The organism is Agromyces sp. NPDC056965 (assembly GCF_042673425.1).
Classification (GTDB): domain Bacteria; phylum Actinomycetota; class Actinomycetes; order Actinomycetales; family Microbacteriaceae; genus Agromyces.
In genome coordinates this window covers 1-15,779 of sequence record NZ_JBHURI010000036.1, presented here as the reverse complement: position 1 = coordinate 15,779, position 15,779 = coordinate 1, and the positions used below count along the sequence as shown (strand labels likewise).

Here is a 15,779-nt window from a genome sequence, read left to right as displayed (position 1 = left end):
CAAGCATGGATGACACGTTCGCCGCGGTTCGCGAGGTGCTGGTCGAGACGCTCGAGCTGCAGCAGCGTCCCGACGACCTGCACGCCGACACCGCGCTCTTCGGCTCGCTGCCGGAACTGGATTCGTTCGGAGTGGTGCAGCTCGTGGCCGCGCTCGAGCAACGCTTCGACATCACCGTCGACGACGACGAGTTCGGGGCGGAGCTCTTCGAGACGGTGGGCAGCCTGACCGAGTTCGTGGACGCGAAGCTCGCTGCCGCGTGATGCCGCTCCGGCCGCCGCCCTGCGCACCGGCTACCAGGGGACGAGGGTCAGTTCGCTGTACAGGTAGTCGACGGTGTCGGCTTCGAGCCGGCTGCCGCGGAACATCTTCGGCCGCGGCCGCGCGAGCTCCATTCCGAGGCGCGGTGCGAACCCGAGGACCCGTCGTTCGGCGAGGGTCGCGACGAGCCCCTGACGCAGCAGGTGGGCGGCGACGCTCGGCCAGGCGGCTTCGAGGCATCCGGGGTCCCCGCCCGCGTGCAACGGCGAGGCGAACGTGCGGATCCCCTTCCGGGCATCCCGCCGGAACATGAGGTACCCGTGCGCATCGGCGTGCGTCACGAGCAGGTGCCGGGCCGCGGGCGCGCGCCGATGGTCCCGGTAGATCTCGGCGTCCCGACCGCGGAGCGCCCGGTGGATCGCCTCCGGATCGCTCGTGACGCGGGTTCCGCGCCGCGGGACCCTGGGCAGGTTCGGCACGAGCTTCGTGCTGGTGTCCAGTCGCCGGAATCCGAGGCGTTCGTTCAGCGCGACGACGTTCCCGCTGGGGGAGAGGTCGGTGAACTCGTAGCCCTGCTGCGAGAGGAGCGCGCGCACGAGCCTGAGGCCGTGAACGCGGTAGTCCTCCAGCACGCAGAACGCGGCCAGGTTGCAGACCCGCACCTGCTCGTCACCGATGTCCCGCAGCGAGTAGACGGCGACGTAGACGCCGACGACGCCCTCGTCGCCGACGAGCTGGAACCCGTGATTGGGGGCCGAGTCCTCCCACGGGGGCGCGACGATGATCGCCCAGGCCTCGGCCGAGACGTTCCGATTGAGGTGCTCATGGAGGAACGTGCCGACCGACACGAGATCGGCGGTCAGGATGGGACGAACGTCGACGGCCGATCCTGCCATGCCGCTCAGCCTACGCGGCGGATTCCCCGCGCGGGCAGCCCATATCGGGGGGTCGGCGGCCGCTCCCCGTCCGCGTTGAAGCGGACTATCCTGCTCGGCAGGGGAGGAACCGCGATGTCAGCTCGGGTCGAGGGCGGCGACGGCGATCGAGGCGCTCGATGACCAGCGTGGTGATCGCGGCGCACAACGAGGAGCACGTGATCGGTGCGTGCCTCGACGCGCTGCTCGGCCAGCGCGGCCCCGAGGCGATCGAGATCGTGGTGAGCGCCAACGGCTGCACCGATCGTACCGCGGCGGTGGCGACCCGTTCCGGTGTCACGGTCATCGATCGAGCGGAGCCCGGCAAGACCGCGGCACTCAATGCCGCGGACCTGGTGGCGACCGGCTTCCCGAGGATCTACCTGGATGCCGACATCGTCGTGCCGCCGGGCGGCATCGCCGCGATCACGGCGCGCTTCGACGCGTCGCCCCGACCACTGGCGGTCGTGCCCCGCCGCCGACTGAACACCGCGGGCAGGCCATGGCCGGTCAGGGCGTACTTCTCGATCAACCAGCGGATGTCGCCCTTCCGGCACGGGCTGTTCGGACGCGGCATGATCGCCGTGTCCGAAGCGGGCCGTGCACGGTTCGACGTCTTCCCCGGGGTGATCGCCGACGACCTGTTCTTCGACTCGCAGTTCTCGGACGCCGAGAAGGCCGAGGCGAGCGAGGTCGAGGTCGTCGTCGAGGCTCCGTTCACGACCTCGGACCTGTTGCGTCGCCTGGTGCGCGTTCGCCGCGGCAACCGGCAGTTGCGTGCTTCGGCCGAGTCGGGCCTGGTCGTCGCGCAGGTGCGACCGGTCGACCGCTGGGCGTGGCTCCGTGACGCGGTGGTGCCCGAACCCCGGCTCGTGTTCGCCGCCGTCCCGTACCTGATCATCACCGTCACCGCGGCCGTCCTCGCCCGCCGCCCTGCGAGGGCCGGCCGCGAGTGGGGCCGCGACGAGAGCACCCGCGGACGTCGGCCGGAGCCGGAGGGCGGCGGCACGTGACCATCAACCTCTGCTTCCACGGCCTCGGAACCTGCATTCGAGAGCGTGAGCCGGGCGAGGCCGGATACTGGGTGGCCGATGAGCTCTTCCTCCGCATCCTCGACGAGTTCGGTTCGCATCCCTGGGTCCGCATGAGCTTCGATGACGGCAACCGTTCCGATGTCGCGGTGGCGCTTCCCGCGCTGCAGGAGCGGGGGTTGCACGCCACCTTCTTCGCCCTCGCCGGCCGTCTCGACGACCCGGCGAGTCTGAGCGCCTCGGAGCTGTCGCAATTGCGGACAGCGGGAATGGGGATCGGCAGCCACGGCTGGTCGCATTCCCCGTGGCGCGGGATGGGCCCCGAGGACGAACGCCGAGAACTCGTGGAGGCCCGCGCCGTGCTCGCCGAGGCCAGCCGCGGCCCGATCGACGAGGCCGCGCTCCCGCTCGGTCGCTACGATCGTCAGCTGCTCACGCGGCTGCGTCGGCACGGCTACCGTTCCGTGTACACGAGCGATCGGTTCCCGGCCCGCCCCACGGCGTGGCTCCAGGCGCGCTACAGCGTGACGGCGGGCGACACCCTCGAGTCGGTCCGCTCGATGGTCACGCGTCCGCAGCGGTTCACCGAGACGCGCAATCGCGTGGCATCCCTCGCGAAGCGCGTTCGCTGAGCGCTCGACGCGGTCACCGCACTGCGGAGATTCGCGCGGTGCCCGTTCTCGTGGCCGGTTCGGCGGCCTTCGCGCCTGCAGGGCCGCCTCGTCGACGCGCGAGGTTCTCGGCGAGGAGGACGCAGGCGATCGTCGCGCTGACGCCGAGCACGCCGACGACGGCCAGCGCCCTGATCGTGCTTCCGCCGACGTCGCGGATCACGCCCGTCTCTGGAACCACCGACACGGTGATGTCGTTCACCGGATCGACGCCCGCATCGCGCTGCAGTGCGTCCATCTCGAACCGGATGCGATCGACGAGTTCGCGCTGCTTCGCCAGCGCCGCCTCACGGTCGGCCGCGACGACCTCCACGATCAGCGACTGGCTCGAGAAGTTCGACGCCCACTGTCCCCCCGTGTCCGGGAGGCGCACCGCCCAGCCGTCCCGAACTCCCAGCCCGACGAGCGTGACGCTCGGGTCCGCGAACTTCGTGACCTTCCCGGGCCCCGAGACCGCCTTCGAGACGACGCCCGCGGTGATGATGAGGTCTTCGGAGGTCGTCTTCAGCGAGTTCGGATTCATCTCGCTCGACGGAGCGAGGAACACCACTTCGGTGCGGGCATAGGCGACGCCGTCGTCGCTCACCGCGAGGTACCCGAGCGCAACGGTGCAGATGGCGCCCACCAGCACGATCGGCCAGCGGCGGATCATCGAGCGGACGAGGTCTGGCAGTGTCACGGCTGCTTCCGGCGGGATCTCTTCGGTGAGTGGTTCTGAGGGTTGCAGGAACATGATATAGGGGGAGGGCGGGTACTCTGTCCGTATGGTGGTGACCGACTTCCTCCGCGCACTCGGGCGCCGATGGTACGTGCTGATCGTCGGGCTCATCGCCACGGCGTGGCTCGGATATGTCGCGGTCGACATGACCCCGCCCGAGTACACGGCGCGAGGGCTGGTGCTGCTCCTGCCGTCTCAGGACGTCGTGGGACAGGGCGGGAACCCGTTCCTCGCGATGGGTGATCTCGGGCTGCCCGCCTCGATCCTGGCCGCGTACTTCCAGAGTTCCTCGGTCCAGGCCGAAGTGGCCGAGGTGTCTCCCGATGCGAAGTACTCCGTCGCCATCGAAGCCTCCACGCGAGGCCCGTTGATGTCGATCGATGTGACGGACAAGTCGGCCGACGGCGCCCTCACCACGCTCGACTACCTGGCAGCGGCGATCCCGTCGAACCTGGCCAGGCTGCAGCAGGAGGTCGGGGCCCCGTCGGAGTCGACGGTGACCTCGATGCCGCTGACCATGGACTCGGAGGCGACGGAGCACACCGACGGCACGGTCCGCATCCTGATCGTCGCGGTCGCCGTCGGACTCCTCGCAACCGTGACCCTGACCTTCACGATCGATCGCCTGATCCTCAGGCGGGCGCAACGACGGGGCGGCGACGACGCGGAGCCCGCCGACGCAGCCGGCAGCGGCGAGAGCACCGACGACGGCGACGTCGCCGAGGGTGCGGAGGCGGCCGAGGATGACGTCGACACCGAGGGTGCGGACGCCGAGGGCGCGGACGCCGACGATGCCGACGTCGCCGAAGATCAACCGCCCGTCGTGGTGAAGGAACCCGCAGACGATCTCGTGCTGCAAGCCCCGGAGAATCTCGAGAAATCTCGGTGACATCCCGAGTCGGCATCGAGCGCAGGTCGCGTACGAGCGGGGATGCCGTCACGTGGCTCAGCGTCTACGTGCTGCTCCTCTTCTTCATCCCGTCGAAGCTCGTCGTCGGCGCCCTCGGCAGCGCCGGCGCGCCGTCGATGATCTTCGGTCTCGTGAGCCTCGTGCTGTGGTTCCTGTTCCGGCTCTGGACCCTCCTCCGCTTCGAGAACCCGCGACGACGGGCTCAGGCGAGCCACGAGCCGATCCGCACCGCGCTCTGGGTCTTCCTCTTCTGCGTCGGGGTCACGTACGCGATGGCGATGTCGCGCCCGATCAGTCCCGACGAGGTCAGCCCAGCCGATGTCGCGCTGCTCGCGGCTGCGTCGTGGACCGGAACGCTGCTGATCGCCCATGACGGGATTCCCAGTCGCGAGCGGCTGGAGTCCTTCCTGTGGCGCCTGGCCGTCTGCGGTGCGCTCCTCGCAGGACTCGGCATCATCCAGGTGCTCACCGGGCAGGCATGGGTCGACCGCATCTCCATCCCCGGCCTGACGGTGACGGAGGTGCCCACGCTGTTCACCCGCGGCGCATTCCCCCGTCCGTCTGGCACGGCGGTGCACCCGATCGAGTACGGGGTGCTCGTGACGATGCTCCTCCCGCTCGCGCTCCATGTGGCGTTCAACCAGGTCGAGCGAGGCTGGGTCCGATGGCTCCCGGCCGCGGCGCTCGCGGCGGTCATCCCGTTGACCTCGTCGCGATCGGCCTACATCGGGGCCGTCATCGGCCTGGTGATCGTCATGCTCGGGTGGCCCAAGATGCGCCGGCGGGTGATCGCGCTGGTCGCCGTCGGGGGCATCGCGGCGATGTCGGTCGTGACGCCCAACCTGCTCAACTCCATCGTCAACCTGTTCGTCGGCGCCCCGGAGGATCCGAGCGTCGGATCGCGCACCGGCAGTTTCGACGTCGCGTTCCAGTTCATCGCCGAGCTTCCGCTCTTCGGTCGAGGACTCGGGACGTTCCTGCCGAAGTACCGGATCTTCGACAACCAGTACCTGGGCCTCCTCGTCACCATCGGCGTCATCGGCACGCTGGCCTTCATCGCGCTCGGCGTCGTCGCGGCGATCACGATGCTGCGGCTCCGACGCGCCAGTTCGGACGATCGCACTCGGGACCTCGCGCTGACCCTCGTCGCCGCGATCTCCGTCGGGTTCATCAGCCTCTCCTTCTTCGACGCCTTCGCCTTCCCGATGACGATGGGCTCGCTCTTCCTGCTCCTCGGAGTGTGCGGGGCCCTGTACCGCCTCGAGCACGACGGCGGCGCAGCAGGGAGCGGCTGAGCGCGGAGGAGTCCCCCGGACGGGGAGTCGCGAGCGCACCGTCGGCTCGGTTAGCCTCGACCGGGCATCGCCGAGGTTCGATCGAATTCACGCGGTTCGGGGGTCACGATGAAGTTGAGCCGGTTCGTTCAGCCCCCCGTCGGTGCGACACCGCACGTGGAGGTGGTCGTGCCGTGCTACAACTACGGCCACTACCTGCCCCAGTGCGTCGAGAGCATCCTGCTCCAGTCGGGCGTGCGCACGACCGTGACGATCGTGGATGACGCGTCGACCGACGACTCGGCGCTCGTGGCGGAACGACTCGCCGGCGCGCACGAGGGCGTCCGCCTCATCCGGAACGAGGTGAACCTCGGCCACATCCGGACCTACAACGTCGGTCTGCGCGAGGCGGACTCCGACTACGTCGTGCTGCTCTCCGCCGACGACATGCTCGCTCCAGGGTCGCTCTGGAGGGCGGCAGCGCTCATGGAGGCGAACCCGACGGTCGGCTTCACGTTCGGTCACGCGCAGAAGTTCGTCACCGAGCCGTCGCCTCGCTCGCCGATGCCGACCGTGACCTGGGCGACCTGGCGCGGCGAGGAGTGGATCGGACTGCAGATGCGACGAGGGTGGAACAACATCTCCTCTCCCGAGGCGGTCGTGCGCACGACGGTGCAGCATGCGGTGGGCTACTACAACCCCGACCTCCCGCACTCGGGCGACGTCGAGATGTGGCTGCGCATCGCGGCCGTCGCCGACGTCGGCCACGTCAACGGCGTCGACCAGGCGTACTACCGTCGGCACGCCTCGAACCTCTCGACGGGCTACAGCGGCTATCGGGACATCGAGGAGCGCTGGCGGGCCTACGAGGGGTTCCTCTCCGGATGGTCGCGGAGGAACGACGCCGCCCGCCTGGGCGCGGTGATGCGCCGGCGCCTCTCGGACGAGGTGCTGTTCGACCTGCTGCGAGATCTCGACCGAGCCGAGGTGCCCGCCGACCGCGTGGACTGGATACTGGAACTCGCGAACCGCATCGACCCCGAGGTCGTGGCCCGCGGGCCGTGGGCGGATGCGCAGGTACGCCGCGCAGGCGGTCGGCCGCGCGGCATCCCACCGGCCGTGCGCTCCGCCGGGCGCGACCTCGCCGCGTGGACGCGATGGCATCGGTGGCGCAGGTTCCGCTACCTCGGATGACCGCTCGGCAGCTCGGCCGGCCTCGCATTCGGCGCGAAGGAGGACCTCAGGCGGGCACCTGGCGGATGCGGAGCGCTCGGCGCACGCCGCGCTGCGTCGTGTCGAGGATCGCGAGGGGCGCCTCCCGCAGCGCCGGTGACCCGATGCTCGCGAGCAGCCGCCCGATGCCGGTGACGGGGGCTGCCCAGTCGACGGGCTCGTCCAGTTCGGCGAGATGCGGCTCCGCGGCGGAGACGAACGGGGTGAGGTCGAGGTGCAGCTGCTCCCATTCGGACCCGAGGCGTCGGCGGAGGCTCCCCGTGCCCCGTTCAGGACGCGACCAGGGTTTCCGGCCCATGGCGTGCACGAGAGCCGGCAACTCGCGCCGGGCGGCCCAGCGTTCCTTCACGGTGAATCCGGACGGCCCGAAGCACTGGGCGATGTCGACCCCGCGGCGGAGCTGCACGAGCGGCACGCTCGCATACCCGCTCGAGCCGAGCAGCCCGCCGAGCACCTCCTGATCGCCGAGGTAGGCGACCGGGCGACGCGGGATCGGGGCATCCTGTGCCGCTGCGTACTCCGGGGTCCCGAGCACCGCGGCCCAGTGCTCGAGAAGCGGTCGATGCGCCGCCGAGACGCGGAGCACGCCCGAGTTGATCGACCTGGGAAGCACACGGCCCACCTCGAGGCCGAGCGTCGTCGTTCGCACCGGCGAACACTGGTGGTAGCCCCAGTAGTACTCCTCCGCGGCGATGAGCACGTCGTCGGGGTGCGGGTCGAGCAAGGGGCGGAGGTCGCGAGTGGCGACGATGTCGGTGTCCAACCACAGCACGGGATCGGCTCCCTCGTCGAGCAGGTGCAGCAGCACGGTCGGCTTGACGTCCCAGCCCGTCGCACGCAGCGAGCCGGGCACGTCGATCACCGTGACGCCATGAGCCGTCGCCCAGGCCCGGAAGCGATCGGATGCATCGGGCACCATCGCACGGACGTCGAGGCCGGGACTCGTGGCCCGGAGGCTGAGGGCGGCGAGCTTCAGACCCGTCAGGGCGTCGGGCCGATCGTCGTACAGCACGACCACCAGAGGCCGCGCGGAACCCCCCGGCGGCGTCGCACGGAGTCGGGTCGGATCCACATCCCCAGAGGCCGGGTCCACACCTTCAAAGTAGGGCACAACGGCGCGCGTCGTCACCCCATCCCGCCCCACGTTCTGGGGCGAGACCGCTGCGGACCCACCCGCCTAGGATGTACGGCGTGACAGTCGATGTCGCCGCGGTCGTCGTAACCTACAACAGCGAGCAGCACATCTCGGACCTGCTCGACACTCTCCCTGCCGCATTCGCGACGACGTCGTACTCGGTCGTGGTCGTCGACAACGGTTCGACCGACGGTACCCTCGAGCTCCTCGGCCGTCGCTCCGACTGCACGGTCGTGCCCTCGACGAACGACGGCTACGCGGCGGGGATCAACCTCGCCGTCCGGTCGTCTCCCGAGGCCGAGGCGATCCTCATCCTGAACCCCGACGCGAAGCTCGACGCCGATGCCGTGCCCCGCATGCTCGCGGTGCTGCGCAGGCCGGGGGTCGGCATCGTCGCGCCCCGCATCCGGGAGCAGGACGGCAGCCTCTCCCGCACCCTCCGCCGGGCGCCGACACTCGGTCGCGTCGGCGGATTGAGCTTCACCGGCCTCGCATCGTTCGCCGAACGGATCGAGGATGCTCGGGAGTACGAGCACGAGCAGGAGGTCGACTGGGCGGTCGGCGCCATCCTGCTCGTCGGCCGGCGGTGCTACGAGGCCGTCGGAGGGCTCGACGAGTCGTACTTCCTCTACTCGGAGGAGACGGATTTCTGCCTGCGCGCGCGGGACGCCGGCGGAGTGACGGTCTACACGCCCGTCGCGGGCGCCATGCACATCGGCGGCGGGTCGGGCGAGAGTGTCACGACCCACACGATGAAGGCCGTGAACCGGGTCCGCGTCTACCGTCGGCAGACGGGGCCCGTGCGGGCCTGGCTGTACTTCTCGATGACCGTGCTCATCGAGGTGCGTCGCGCCATCCGCTGGCATGGCGCCTCCTGGCCGACCGTTCGCGCCCTGCTGCGTCCCGCGGAGCGGCCGGCCGCGCTCGGCGCGAGTGACACCTTCCTGCCGGGATGAGCGGCGAAGGCGTGCCGGGGAGCGAGCGGCCCGACGTGACGAGGGTCCTGATGATCGCGCCGACCTGCGATGGTTCGGACGTCGGCGAGTCCTGGCTGGCGCACCAGTGGGCGAGCCTCCTGTCGCAGCGCTTCGACCTGACCCTCGTGACGACGTTCAAGCGCGGCCATGTGCCGCCCTCCCGGCAACTGCCCGGCGTCCGCGTGATCGAGTGGCCCGAGCCGAAGGGCGTCGGTCGCTTCGAGCGCCTCAACAGCCTGATGGAGCCCGGGTACCTGCCGTTCTACGTGAAGGCGCGGCGATGGATCCGTGCGCGGCTCGCCGAGGGGGAGCAGTTCGACGTCGCGCACCAGGTCATCCCGGCGTCGATGCGCTACCCGTCTCCCGCGGCGGGTCTCGGGATCCCGCTCATCCTCGGACCGCTCGGCGGCAGCCTCGACTCGCCGCCCGCCTTCGTCTCCGAGGAAGGCGCGATCCCGTGGTACCAGCGGCTGCGGCGCATCGACGGGTTCCGCCTGCGACACGATCCGCTGCTCCGCCGGTCGTTCGAATCGGCCGACTGCGTCGTCGGGATCGCGCCCTACGTTCGCGAGCTGCTCGCCGGTCTGTCGATCCGGCGCTTCGAGACGATGAGCGACGTGGCGATGCACGCGGTGCATCCGCCGGTGGATCGCTCGGGACGCAGCGGACCCGTGCGGCTCCTCCACGTCGGGCGCATCGTCCGGACGAAGGGCCTGCGCGATGTCATCCGGGCCATGCACCTCCTGGGCGACCAGGACCTCGCCCTCGACGTCCTCGGCGAGGGCAACGACCGCGAGGCATGCGAGGAACTCGTCCGCGACCTGGGCCTCGACGACCGCGTCACGTTCCATGGACAGGTGCCGCGCGCCGTCGTCGACGGGTTCTACGAGCGGGCCGACGTCTTCGTCTTCCCGAGCTATCGCGAGCCCGGCGGCAGCGTCGTGCTGGAGGCGATGTCGTTCGGCCTGCCGCTCGTGGTCTGCGACCGCGGAGGCCCTGCGGCCAGTACCGATGAGTCGTGCGCGTTCCGGATCCCGGCGGACTCGCCCGCACAGATGTCAGTGGACTGCGCGGCCGCGCTGCGAGCGCTCGCTGCGGATCCCGAGCTCCGCCGCCGCATGGGTGCGGCAGCCCGGATGCGCGCAGCGTCGACCCACCTCTGGGTGCATCGTCTCGAGCGGATGACTGCGCTCTACGCTGCGGTCAGCCGCCGTCTCCCGAGCACCGCAGACGACTGAGCGGGACGGGCTGTCCGGCCGCGTCGAGCGTCACCACACGAGCCTGCCAGGTCTGCACGGCCGAGCAGCGGACGTCGACCGGAGCGAAGCCCCAACCGCCGTCGACGACGTTGAGGTTCCGGATCGAGCCCGGCATGCCGTTGCGGAAGGAGTACCCGCCGCCGCTGACGATCAATCCGTCGATGTCGACCGAGGTGTTCTCCTGCCCGCTGGGGTAGAAGAACGGCGCGGTTCCGTGACATCCTTCCGTCTCCTCCATCAGGATGGTGGACTGTCGGACGACGAGATGCGGTCCGTCATAGCCCTGGATGCCGTCACCGTGCCAGTCGCCGCAGACCTGCGGGGGAGTGATGCGGATGAAGGTGAACTCGACGGTCACGGTCTCGCACCCGACGCCCTTGCCTCCCGCACGGAGTCCTTCCGGAACGCCGTCGATGGCGGTGTTCCGAACGGTGTAGCCGCCGGGGCCGATCACCTCGAAGCCGTTGGTTCCGCTCGAGGTGAACTCGGAGTCCTCGACGAGAAGGCCGTTCCTGCACACGTTGCCGTAGTCGGTGACGATCCGGGCATCGTCGGCTTGGATGCGGCGGAAGGTCACGTTCGGGGCCTCGACGTAGATCGTGCTGTCGGTGTACCGGACGTCCTCGATCACGGCGCCCGCCTCGCGGATCCAGACCTCGCCCGTCTCCTCGCGCTCCGGTTTCCAGCCATCGGGCAGGCCGACGGTCTCACGGGTCGGGAAGACGCCCTGCGCGGTCAGCGGCGTGGGTGTCGCGTCGGTGACGAAGTTGACATCCACCCAGTACTGGCTGGAGCGCCAGCTCGCGCGAGGAACGGCGTCGCCCGACTCGTACGAGAAGACCCCGGCGTCCGTGATGCCGACATCGAGCGCATCGCTGTGCGACCCGCCCGAGTGGTCCACCGTCACCCCGTAGCCGCCGCCCTGCGGCACTCGGTACGAGACGACGTAGGTCTGGTCGGCCTCGAGTTCGACGGGGTGCGCGAACTCGGCGCTCTGCCAGCCCGATGACGTCTCGGAGGCGAAGGCGGCGTCGGCGAGCTTCCCGCCGTCCTCCGACCACAGGGTGCCCGTGTGCTCGCCTGTGGCCCCCTCAGCCTTGTAGAAGCGGATGCCGGTGGCGACTCCGCCGACGGTCGGAATGAACACGGTGCCGAGTTCCACCGATTGCGGATCGGAGGAGAACTCCACGCCGGGCGGCCGCTCGGTGCCCCAGATCGTGGTCGTGTCGGCCGCGGCCCCCATCGTCGCCAGGACGGCGAGACTCACGACTCCGGTGACGGCCGCGACGATTGCCACGGCCACGGCGAGGAGACGTCTGCGGCTCGTGTCGGGTGTCGGAATCGGTCGTCGCACGGTGTTCCACTCAGCGGGTCTGCTCCGAAAGCACGCCGTCGATCTCGGCGTAGCGCTCTCCGGTGCGCGGACAGGTCCAGCGCCCATCGGGTTCGAGGGTGAGCGGCACGCCCGCCTTGCCGACCCAGCCCACCTGCCGGGCCGGCGTGCCGACCACGAGTGCGTGCGCCGGGACGTCCTTCGTGACGACGGCCCCCGCCGCGACGAGCGACCATGCGCCGATCGTCACGGGTGCGATGCACACGGCACGAGCGCCGATCGATGCGCCCGCGCGCACGATGACGCCGACGGCGTGCCAGTCATCGGCGGACTTCACGGTGCCGTCGGGATTCACGGCGCGCGGATACTCGTCGTTCGTGAGCACGACGGCCGGTCCGATGAAGGCGCCGTCCTCGACCACTGCCGGCTCGTACACGAGCGCGGAGTTCTGGATCTTGCACCGGTCGCCGATGACGACCCCGGGACCGATGTAGACGCCCCGTCCGATGGTGCAGTTCGAGCCGACGACGGCACGCTCCCGGAGCTGGGACAGGTGCCAGATCCGGGTGCCGTCGCCGATGCTCGACGACGGGTCGATCTGCGCACTCGCGGCGACGGAGACGAGAGGTTCGGCGTCGGATGGCGACGAGGCGACAGTCAACTCAGCACGCTCCTTCGGCGACAGCGACGGTGACGATGACGGTGACGATCGTGATCGGTTCGGGATCATGGAGCGTCGGATGATCACCGAGTCGCGGTTCCCCTTCGATGGGTCGAGGGATCGGCTCGCCGACCACTCGCCCAATCGAGAAACTACTCGTGCAGAACCAGCGTCCGCCTCCCCCAGTCAGGGGGAGTCGAGGGCGGGAACGGTCGCGATACGCTGGCCGGGCCGGGCCGGATCGCGGAAGTCGCAGCGTTCCGCGGCTTGCGCGCGACCAGGTTCGAATCGAGGCGGGTTGTGGAGCGGATGCGTCCCCAGTGGGCTCTCTGGGTGTTGGCGGTGTACCTGCTGCTCGCTGCCGTCGTGCTGATGGCGCCGCTGTCGTTCGGAGCGATCACCCAGGCGATCGCGACGTGGGCGAACGATGCACTCGGAGTCCCCGGAGTCCGCGCGGGAATGGTCGAGTTCGCTGCGAACATCGCATTCTTCGTTCCGTTCGGGCTGCTGCTGACCCTCTCGACGCGACGCTTCTGGCTCGGCCTGACGTCGGCGGTGGTGCTGTCGGCGTCGGTCGAGCTGGTGCAGCTCATCCTCCCCTCCCGAGTGGCGAGCCTGCGAGACGTGCTCGCGAACGTGCTCGGGGCGGCCATCGGCAGCCTCATCGCCCTCGTGGTCCTGCGTTCGAGCTCCCGCCGGAAGCGTGCCACGGCGAGCACCGCCGGTCGGTCGCCGTCGGCGACGCCGTCGGGATGACGCGCATGGAGCAGTTCGCCGCAGGAACCCGCTGACGATCAGTACGCGCCGACCGACCGTACGACGACCCGCACCGTGCGCCAGATGAGCATGAGGTCGCCCGTGAGCGACCAGTTCTCGACGTAGTACAGATCGAGGCGCACGCTCTCCTCCCAGCTCAGGTCGGACCTTCCGCTGACCTGCCAGAGGCCCGTGAGCCCCGGCTTGATGAGGAGCCTGCGGTGCACCGGCTCGGAGTACCGGTCGACCTCCTCCGCGAGCGGCGGCCGGGGGCCGACCATGCTCATCTCACCGCGGAGCACGTTCCAGAGTTGTGGGAGCTCATCGAGGGAGTGCTGCCGGAGGAACCGGCCGATGCGAGTGACCCGGGGGTCGTCCTTGAGCTTGAAGAGCAGACCGGCGGCCTCGTTCCGTTCGAGGAGTTCGGTGCGCACCTGATCGGCGCCCGGAACCATCGATCGGAACTTCAACAGCCTGAAGGTCTTGCCGTCGCGGCCGATGCGCTCCTGCATGTAGAGGATCGGGCCGGGGCCGTCGAGCTTGATCGCGACCGCGATCGCGATCAGTATCGGCGCGATCGCGATGAGGCCGAGCGAGGCCGCGATCACGTCGAAGCCCCGCTTGAGGGCGTGCTTGCCGCCGTCGAACTGGGGGATCTCGACCTGGATGAGGGGGAGTCCGGCGACGGGGCGGAAGTGGATGCGGGGGCCGGCGACGTCGGTCAGCCTCGATGAGAGCACGAGCTCGGTCGCCGTGCCCTCGAGAGCCCAGCTGAGCTGTCGGATGGCATCGCCCGCGAAGTTGTACTGCCCGGTGACGATGACCGCGTCCGCATGCAGCGCCGCTGCCGCGGCCGCTGCGGCGGTGATGCCGTCGAAGACGGGAACCGGCCGGCCCTCGGCGGTGAACTCCGAACCGTCGCCGTCGTCGATCGCCGCACCGACGACGACGAATCCGGCGCCGGCGTCGTGTGCGATCTGACAGGCGACGTACTCCGCATCGACGCGGGACCCGACCACGATCGCGCGCGAGAGGAAGCGACCTCGACGGCGTTCGGTATAGAGCCATCTGCGCCAGAGCCACCTGCCGGCCAGCAGGCCGGCCACGCCGACGGGAGCCCCGATCCCGAGATACCACCGCACGTTCGGGGGCTGCGCGACGAGGAAGATGATGGCCACGACGCCGATGGTGGTCGCGCTCGCGTTGAGCACCCGCTTGTACTCGAGTGCGCCGCCACCGAGGACGTGCGGTTCGCGAGTGCGGAATGCGACGAGGGCGAGCAGCCACGCCGCCGCGATGGCGACGGGTGCTCCGATCCGCTCGGTGGCCATCTCGTCGAGGATGTTCGGACCCATGATCGCGGATCTCGCGGCGACGGCGGTGAGCATGGCGACGGCGACGATCACCGCGTCGGTGACACGCAGCCGATCGCGATATCGCCGGACCCACCGGGCGCCCGAGGTCGAGGCCTCGTCGGCATCGACGGCGAGGGGCGCACCGGAACCGTGGAACCGCGCGACGTTGTTCGCGGGCGGTTCCATGGGCGAGGGGAAGCCGGTCATGAGCGCGACACGGATCCACTGGTGGCGGAGCGGCCACTACGGAGTCGACGAGAACGCCGGCGGGTTGCAGGCATGGGCAGGTTCGTTTCGGGTACGGGCGAGCGGGGGTGATGCCGGGTCGCCCCGGCATCGGTGACGACTCGCGACTGAACCAAACGTCGACGAGTCGGTGACAGTTCCTCGAGTAGGAAGTTGCCCCCGACGCTACTCGGCTGCTAGGGTGCGCACCTTACCCAAAACGGGGCACACGATCCTCGTGACCGGCACCTCGCAGCGGTGCTCGTCGCCGAAGGCCCGGGCCGCGACGCAACGCACGATCAGCCGACGGCGACCCGGGGTCGCCTGCCCGTCCCCGCCGTCGCGAGCACGATGATCCCGGCGGCGAGCACGAGGAGGCCGAGCAGGGCGGCGGAGGTCAGGTCTTCGCCGAGGAGCGCGACGCCGAGGACGCCGGCGGTCAACGGTTCGGCGAGGGTCAGTGTCGAGACGGTCGCCGGGGTGAGGCCGCCGAGCCCGTAGCCGAAGAGCAGGTAGGCGACGGTCGTCGTGACGAGGCCGAGCCAGAGGGCCATCGCGAGCCCTGGCCCGGTCGCGAGCCACGAGGCATCCGTCGCCGCCAGCAGGGGGATGCTGAAGACGGCCGCGACGCCGAACAGTGCGCCCATGCTCGACGATCCGCGCCAGCCGCGGTCGAGCAGGGCCTTCGCGGCGAGCGTGTAGACGGCGTACGAGGCGCCCGCGCCGAGCGAGGCCGCGAGGCCGAGCGGGTCGGCGCCGACGGCCCCGCCGCCGCCGGTCGCCGCGGCGAGGATGCCGACCCCGAGCGTCGCGATGGCGGTCGCAACGGCCCAGCGGTGGCCGGGATAGCGGCGTCGCAACGCCCAGTCGAGCGCACCGGTGATGACCGGGGCCGAGCCGAGCGCGACGACCGTGCCGACCGCGACGCCGTTCGCGGCGGTGCCCGCGAAGAACGCGGGCTGGTACGCGAGCACTCCGGCGGCGCCGATCGCGACCAGCAGCCACGCGGGCAGCGGATGCCGCGTGCCGACGCCGGGCGCCGGCGCGGCGGGTGTCCCGGCCGCAC

The 15,779-nt window shown here is 70.3% G+C and carries 16 protein-coding genes; 9 read left to right on the top strand and 7 right to left on the bottom strand.

Annotated elements, in window-relative coordinates; translation table 11 throughout:
• Positions 1–5 precede the first annotated feature (5 nt).
• A complete protein-coding gene (locus ACFTQE_RS10930; protein ID WP_375835394.1) occupies positions 6–263 on the top strand; it encodes an acyl carrier protein in 258 nt (85 codons plus the stop codon).
• A 30-nt stretch (positions 264–293) separates the two neighbouring features.
• Here the strand turns inward: ACFTQE_RS10930 and ACFTQE_RS10925 are convergent, their stop codons facing one another.
• The gene (locus ACFTQE_RS10925) at positions 294–1,157 is read right to left on the bottom strand and encodes a hypothetical protein (protein ID WP_376925086.1); all 864 of its coding nucleotides are present in this window, start codon (positions 1,155–1,157) and stop codon (positions 294–296) included.
• Positions 1,158–1,315: 158 nt separating this feature from the next.
• Here ACFTQE_RS10925 and ACFTQE_RS10920 point away from each other — a divergent pair, with 158 nt between their 5' ends.
• A complete protein-coding gene (locus ACFTQE_RS10920) occupies positions 1,316–2,188 on the top strand; it encodes a glycosyltransferase (RefSeq protein ID WP_376925085.1) in 873 nt (290 codons plus the stop codon).
• Positions 2,185–2,838, top strand: coding sequence for a polysaccharide deacetylase family protein (locus ACFTQE_RS10915; protein WP_376925084.1), 654 nt, complete (start codon positions 2,185–2,187; stop codon positions 2,836–2,838). Before ACFTQE_RS10920 ends, ACFTQE_RS10915 begins: the two co-directional genes overlap by 4 nt.
• A 13-nt stretch (positions 2,839–2,851) precedes the next feature.
• Here the strand turns inward: ACFTQE_RS10915 and ACFTQE_RS10910 are convergent, their stop codons facing one another.
• Complete coding sequence (locus ACFTQE_RS10910; protein ID WP_376925083.1) at positions 2,852–3,556, bottom strand: hypothetical protein; 705 nt, start codon at positions 3,554–3,556, stop codon at positions 2,852–2,854.
• A gap of 85 nt (positions 3,557–3,641) precedes the next feature.
• Between ACFTQE_RS10910 and ACFTQE_RS10905 the strand changes: the two genes are divergently transcribed.
• From ACFTQE_RS10905 to ACFTQE_RS10895, 3 genes are all read left to right on the top strand, one after another.
• Positions 3,642–4,484 (top strand): hypothetical protein, encoded by an 843-nt coding sequence (locus ACFTQE_RS10905; protein WP_376925082.1) that lies wholly within the window; start codon positions 3,642–3,644, stop codon positions 4,482–4,484.
• Complete coding sequence (locus ACFTQE_RS10900) at positions 4,481–5,800, top strand: O-antigen ligase family protein (RefSeq protein WP_376925081.1); 1,320 nt, start codon at positions 4,481–4,483, stop codon at positions 5,798–5,800. Before ACFTQE_RS10905 ends, ACFTQE_RS10900 begins: the two co-directional genes overlap by 4 nt.
• Before the next feature lie 108 nt (positions 5,801–5,908).
• On the top strand, positions 5,909–6,973 hold the full coding sequence (locus ACFTQE_RS10895; RefSeq protein ID WP_376925080.1) for a glycosyltransferase family 2 protein: 1,065 nt from the start codon (positions 5,909–5,911) through the stop codon (positions 6,971–6,973).
• A gap of 46 nt (positions 6,974–7,019) precedes the next feature.
• On the opposite strand, the gene ACFTQE_RS10890 is transcribed toward ACFTQE_RS10895, so the two are convergent.
• Entirely contained in the window at positions 7,020–8,024 is a 1,005-nt protein-coding gene (locus ACFTQE_RS10890) for a hypothetical protein (protein WP_376925079.1), read from the bottom strand.
• Between the two features lie 179 nt (positions 8,025–8,203).
• Between ACFTQE_RS10890 and ACFTQE_RS10885 the strand changes: the two genes are divergently transcribed.
• Together ACFTQE_RS10885 and ACFTQE_RS10880 are read left to right on the top strand one after the other, a co-directional pair.
• Positions 8,204–9,103 carry a glycosyltransferase gene (locus ACFTQE_RS10885; protein ID WP_376925078.1) on the top strand — a complete coding sequence of 300 codons (900 nt, stop codon included), beginning with the start codon at positions 8,204–8,206 and terminating at the stop codon, positions 9,101–9,103.
• A 50-nt stretch (positions 9,104–9,153) separates the two neighbouring features.
• A complete protein-coding gene (locus tag ACFTQE_RS10880) occupies positions 9,154–10,362 on the top strand; it encodes a glycosyltransferase (RefSeq protein WP_376925077.1) in 1,209 nt (402 codons plus the stop codon).
• On the opposite strand, the gene ACFTQE_RS10875 is transcribed toward ACFTQE_RS10880, so the two are convergent.
• Positions 10,328–11,680 (bottom strand): DUF4082 domain-containing protein, encoded by a 1,353-nt coding sequence (locus ACFTQE_RS10875; protein ID WP_376925076.1) that lies wholly within the window; start codon positions 11,678–11,680, stop codon positions 10,328–10,330. The two genes, ACFTQE_RS10880 and ACFTQE_RS10875, sit on opposite strands and share 35 nt — an antisense overlap.
• A 67-nt stretch (positions 11,681–11,747) precedes the next feature.
• Positions 11,748–12,377 carry an acyltransferase gene (locus ACFTQE_RS10870; RefSeq protein WP_376925075.1) on the bottom strand — a complete coding sequence of 210 codons (630 nt, stop codon included), beginning with the start codon at positions 12,375–12,377 and terminating at the stop codon, positions 11,748–11,750.
• Positions 12,378–12,710: 333 nt separating this feature from the next.
• Between ACFTQE_RS10870 and ACFTQE_RS10865 the strand changes: the two genes are divergently transcribed.
• Complete coding sequence (locus ACFTQE_RS10865) at positions 12,711–13,133, top strand: VanZ family protein (protein ID WP_376925074.1); 423 nt, start codon at positions 12,711–12,713, stop codon at positions 13,131–13,133.
• A gap of 38 nt (positions 13,134–13,171) precedes the next feature.
• Here ACFTQE_RS10865 and ACFTQE_RS10860 read toward each other — a convergent pair whose 3' ends face one another.
• Positions 13,172–14,695, bottom strand: coding sequence for a sugar transferase (locus tag ACFTQE_RS10860; protein WP_376925073.1), 1,524 nt, complete (start codon positions 14,693–14,695; stop codon positions 13,172–13,174).
• 317 nt (positions 14,696–15,012) lie between these two features.
• Positions 15,013–15,779 (bottom strand): EamA family transporter (locus ACFTQE_RS10855; RefSeq protein WP_376925072.1); only part of this gene is annotated, 767 nt, incomplete at its 5' end.

What these genes read in the sequence shown, in the direction of transcription:
- ACFTQE_RS10930 (WP_375835394.1), top strand. Translation starts at nt 6, where the DNA reads ATGGATGACACGTTCGCCGCGGTTCGCGAGGTGCTGGTCGAGACGCTC.
- ACFTQE_RS10925 (WP_376925086.1), bottom strand. Translation starts at nt 1,157, where the DNA reads ATGGCAGGATCGGCCGTCGACGTTCGTCCCATCCTGACCGCCGATCTC.
- ACFTQE_RS10920 (WP_376925085.1), top strand. Translation starts at nt 1,316, where the DNA reads ATGACCAGCGTGGTGATCGCGGCGCACAACGAGGAGCACGTGATCGGT.
- ACFTQE_RS10905 (WP_376925082.1), top strand. Translation starts at nt 3,642, where the DNA reads ATGGTGGTGACCGACTTCCTCCGCGCACTCGGGCGCCGATGGTACGTG.
- ACFTQE_RS10895 (WP_376925080.1), top strand. Translation starts at nt 5,909, where the DNA reads ATGAAGTTGAGCCGGTTCGTTCAGCCCCCCGTCGGTGCGACACCGCAC.
- ACFTQE_RS10880 (WP_376925077.1), top strand. Translation starts at nt 9,154, where the DNA reads ATGATCGCGCCGACCTGCGATGGTTCGGACGTCGGCGAGTCCTGGCTG.
- ACFTQE_RS10860 (WP_376925073.1), bottom strand. Translation starts at nt 14,695, where the DNA reads ATGACCGGCTTCCCCTCGCCCATGGAACCGCCCGCGAACAACGTCGCG.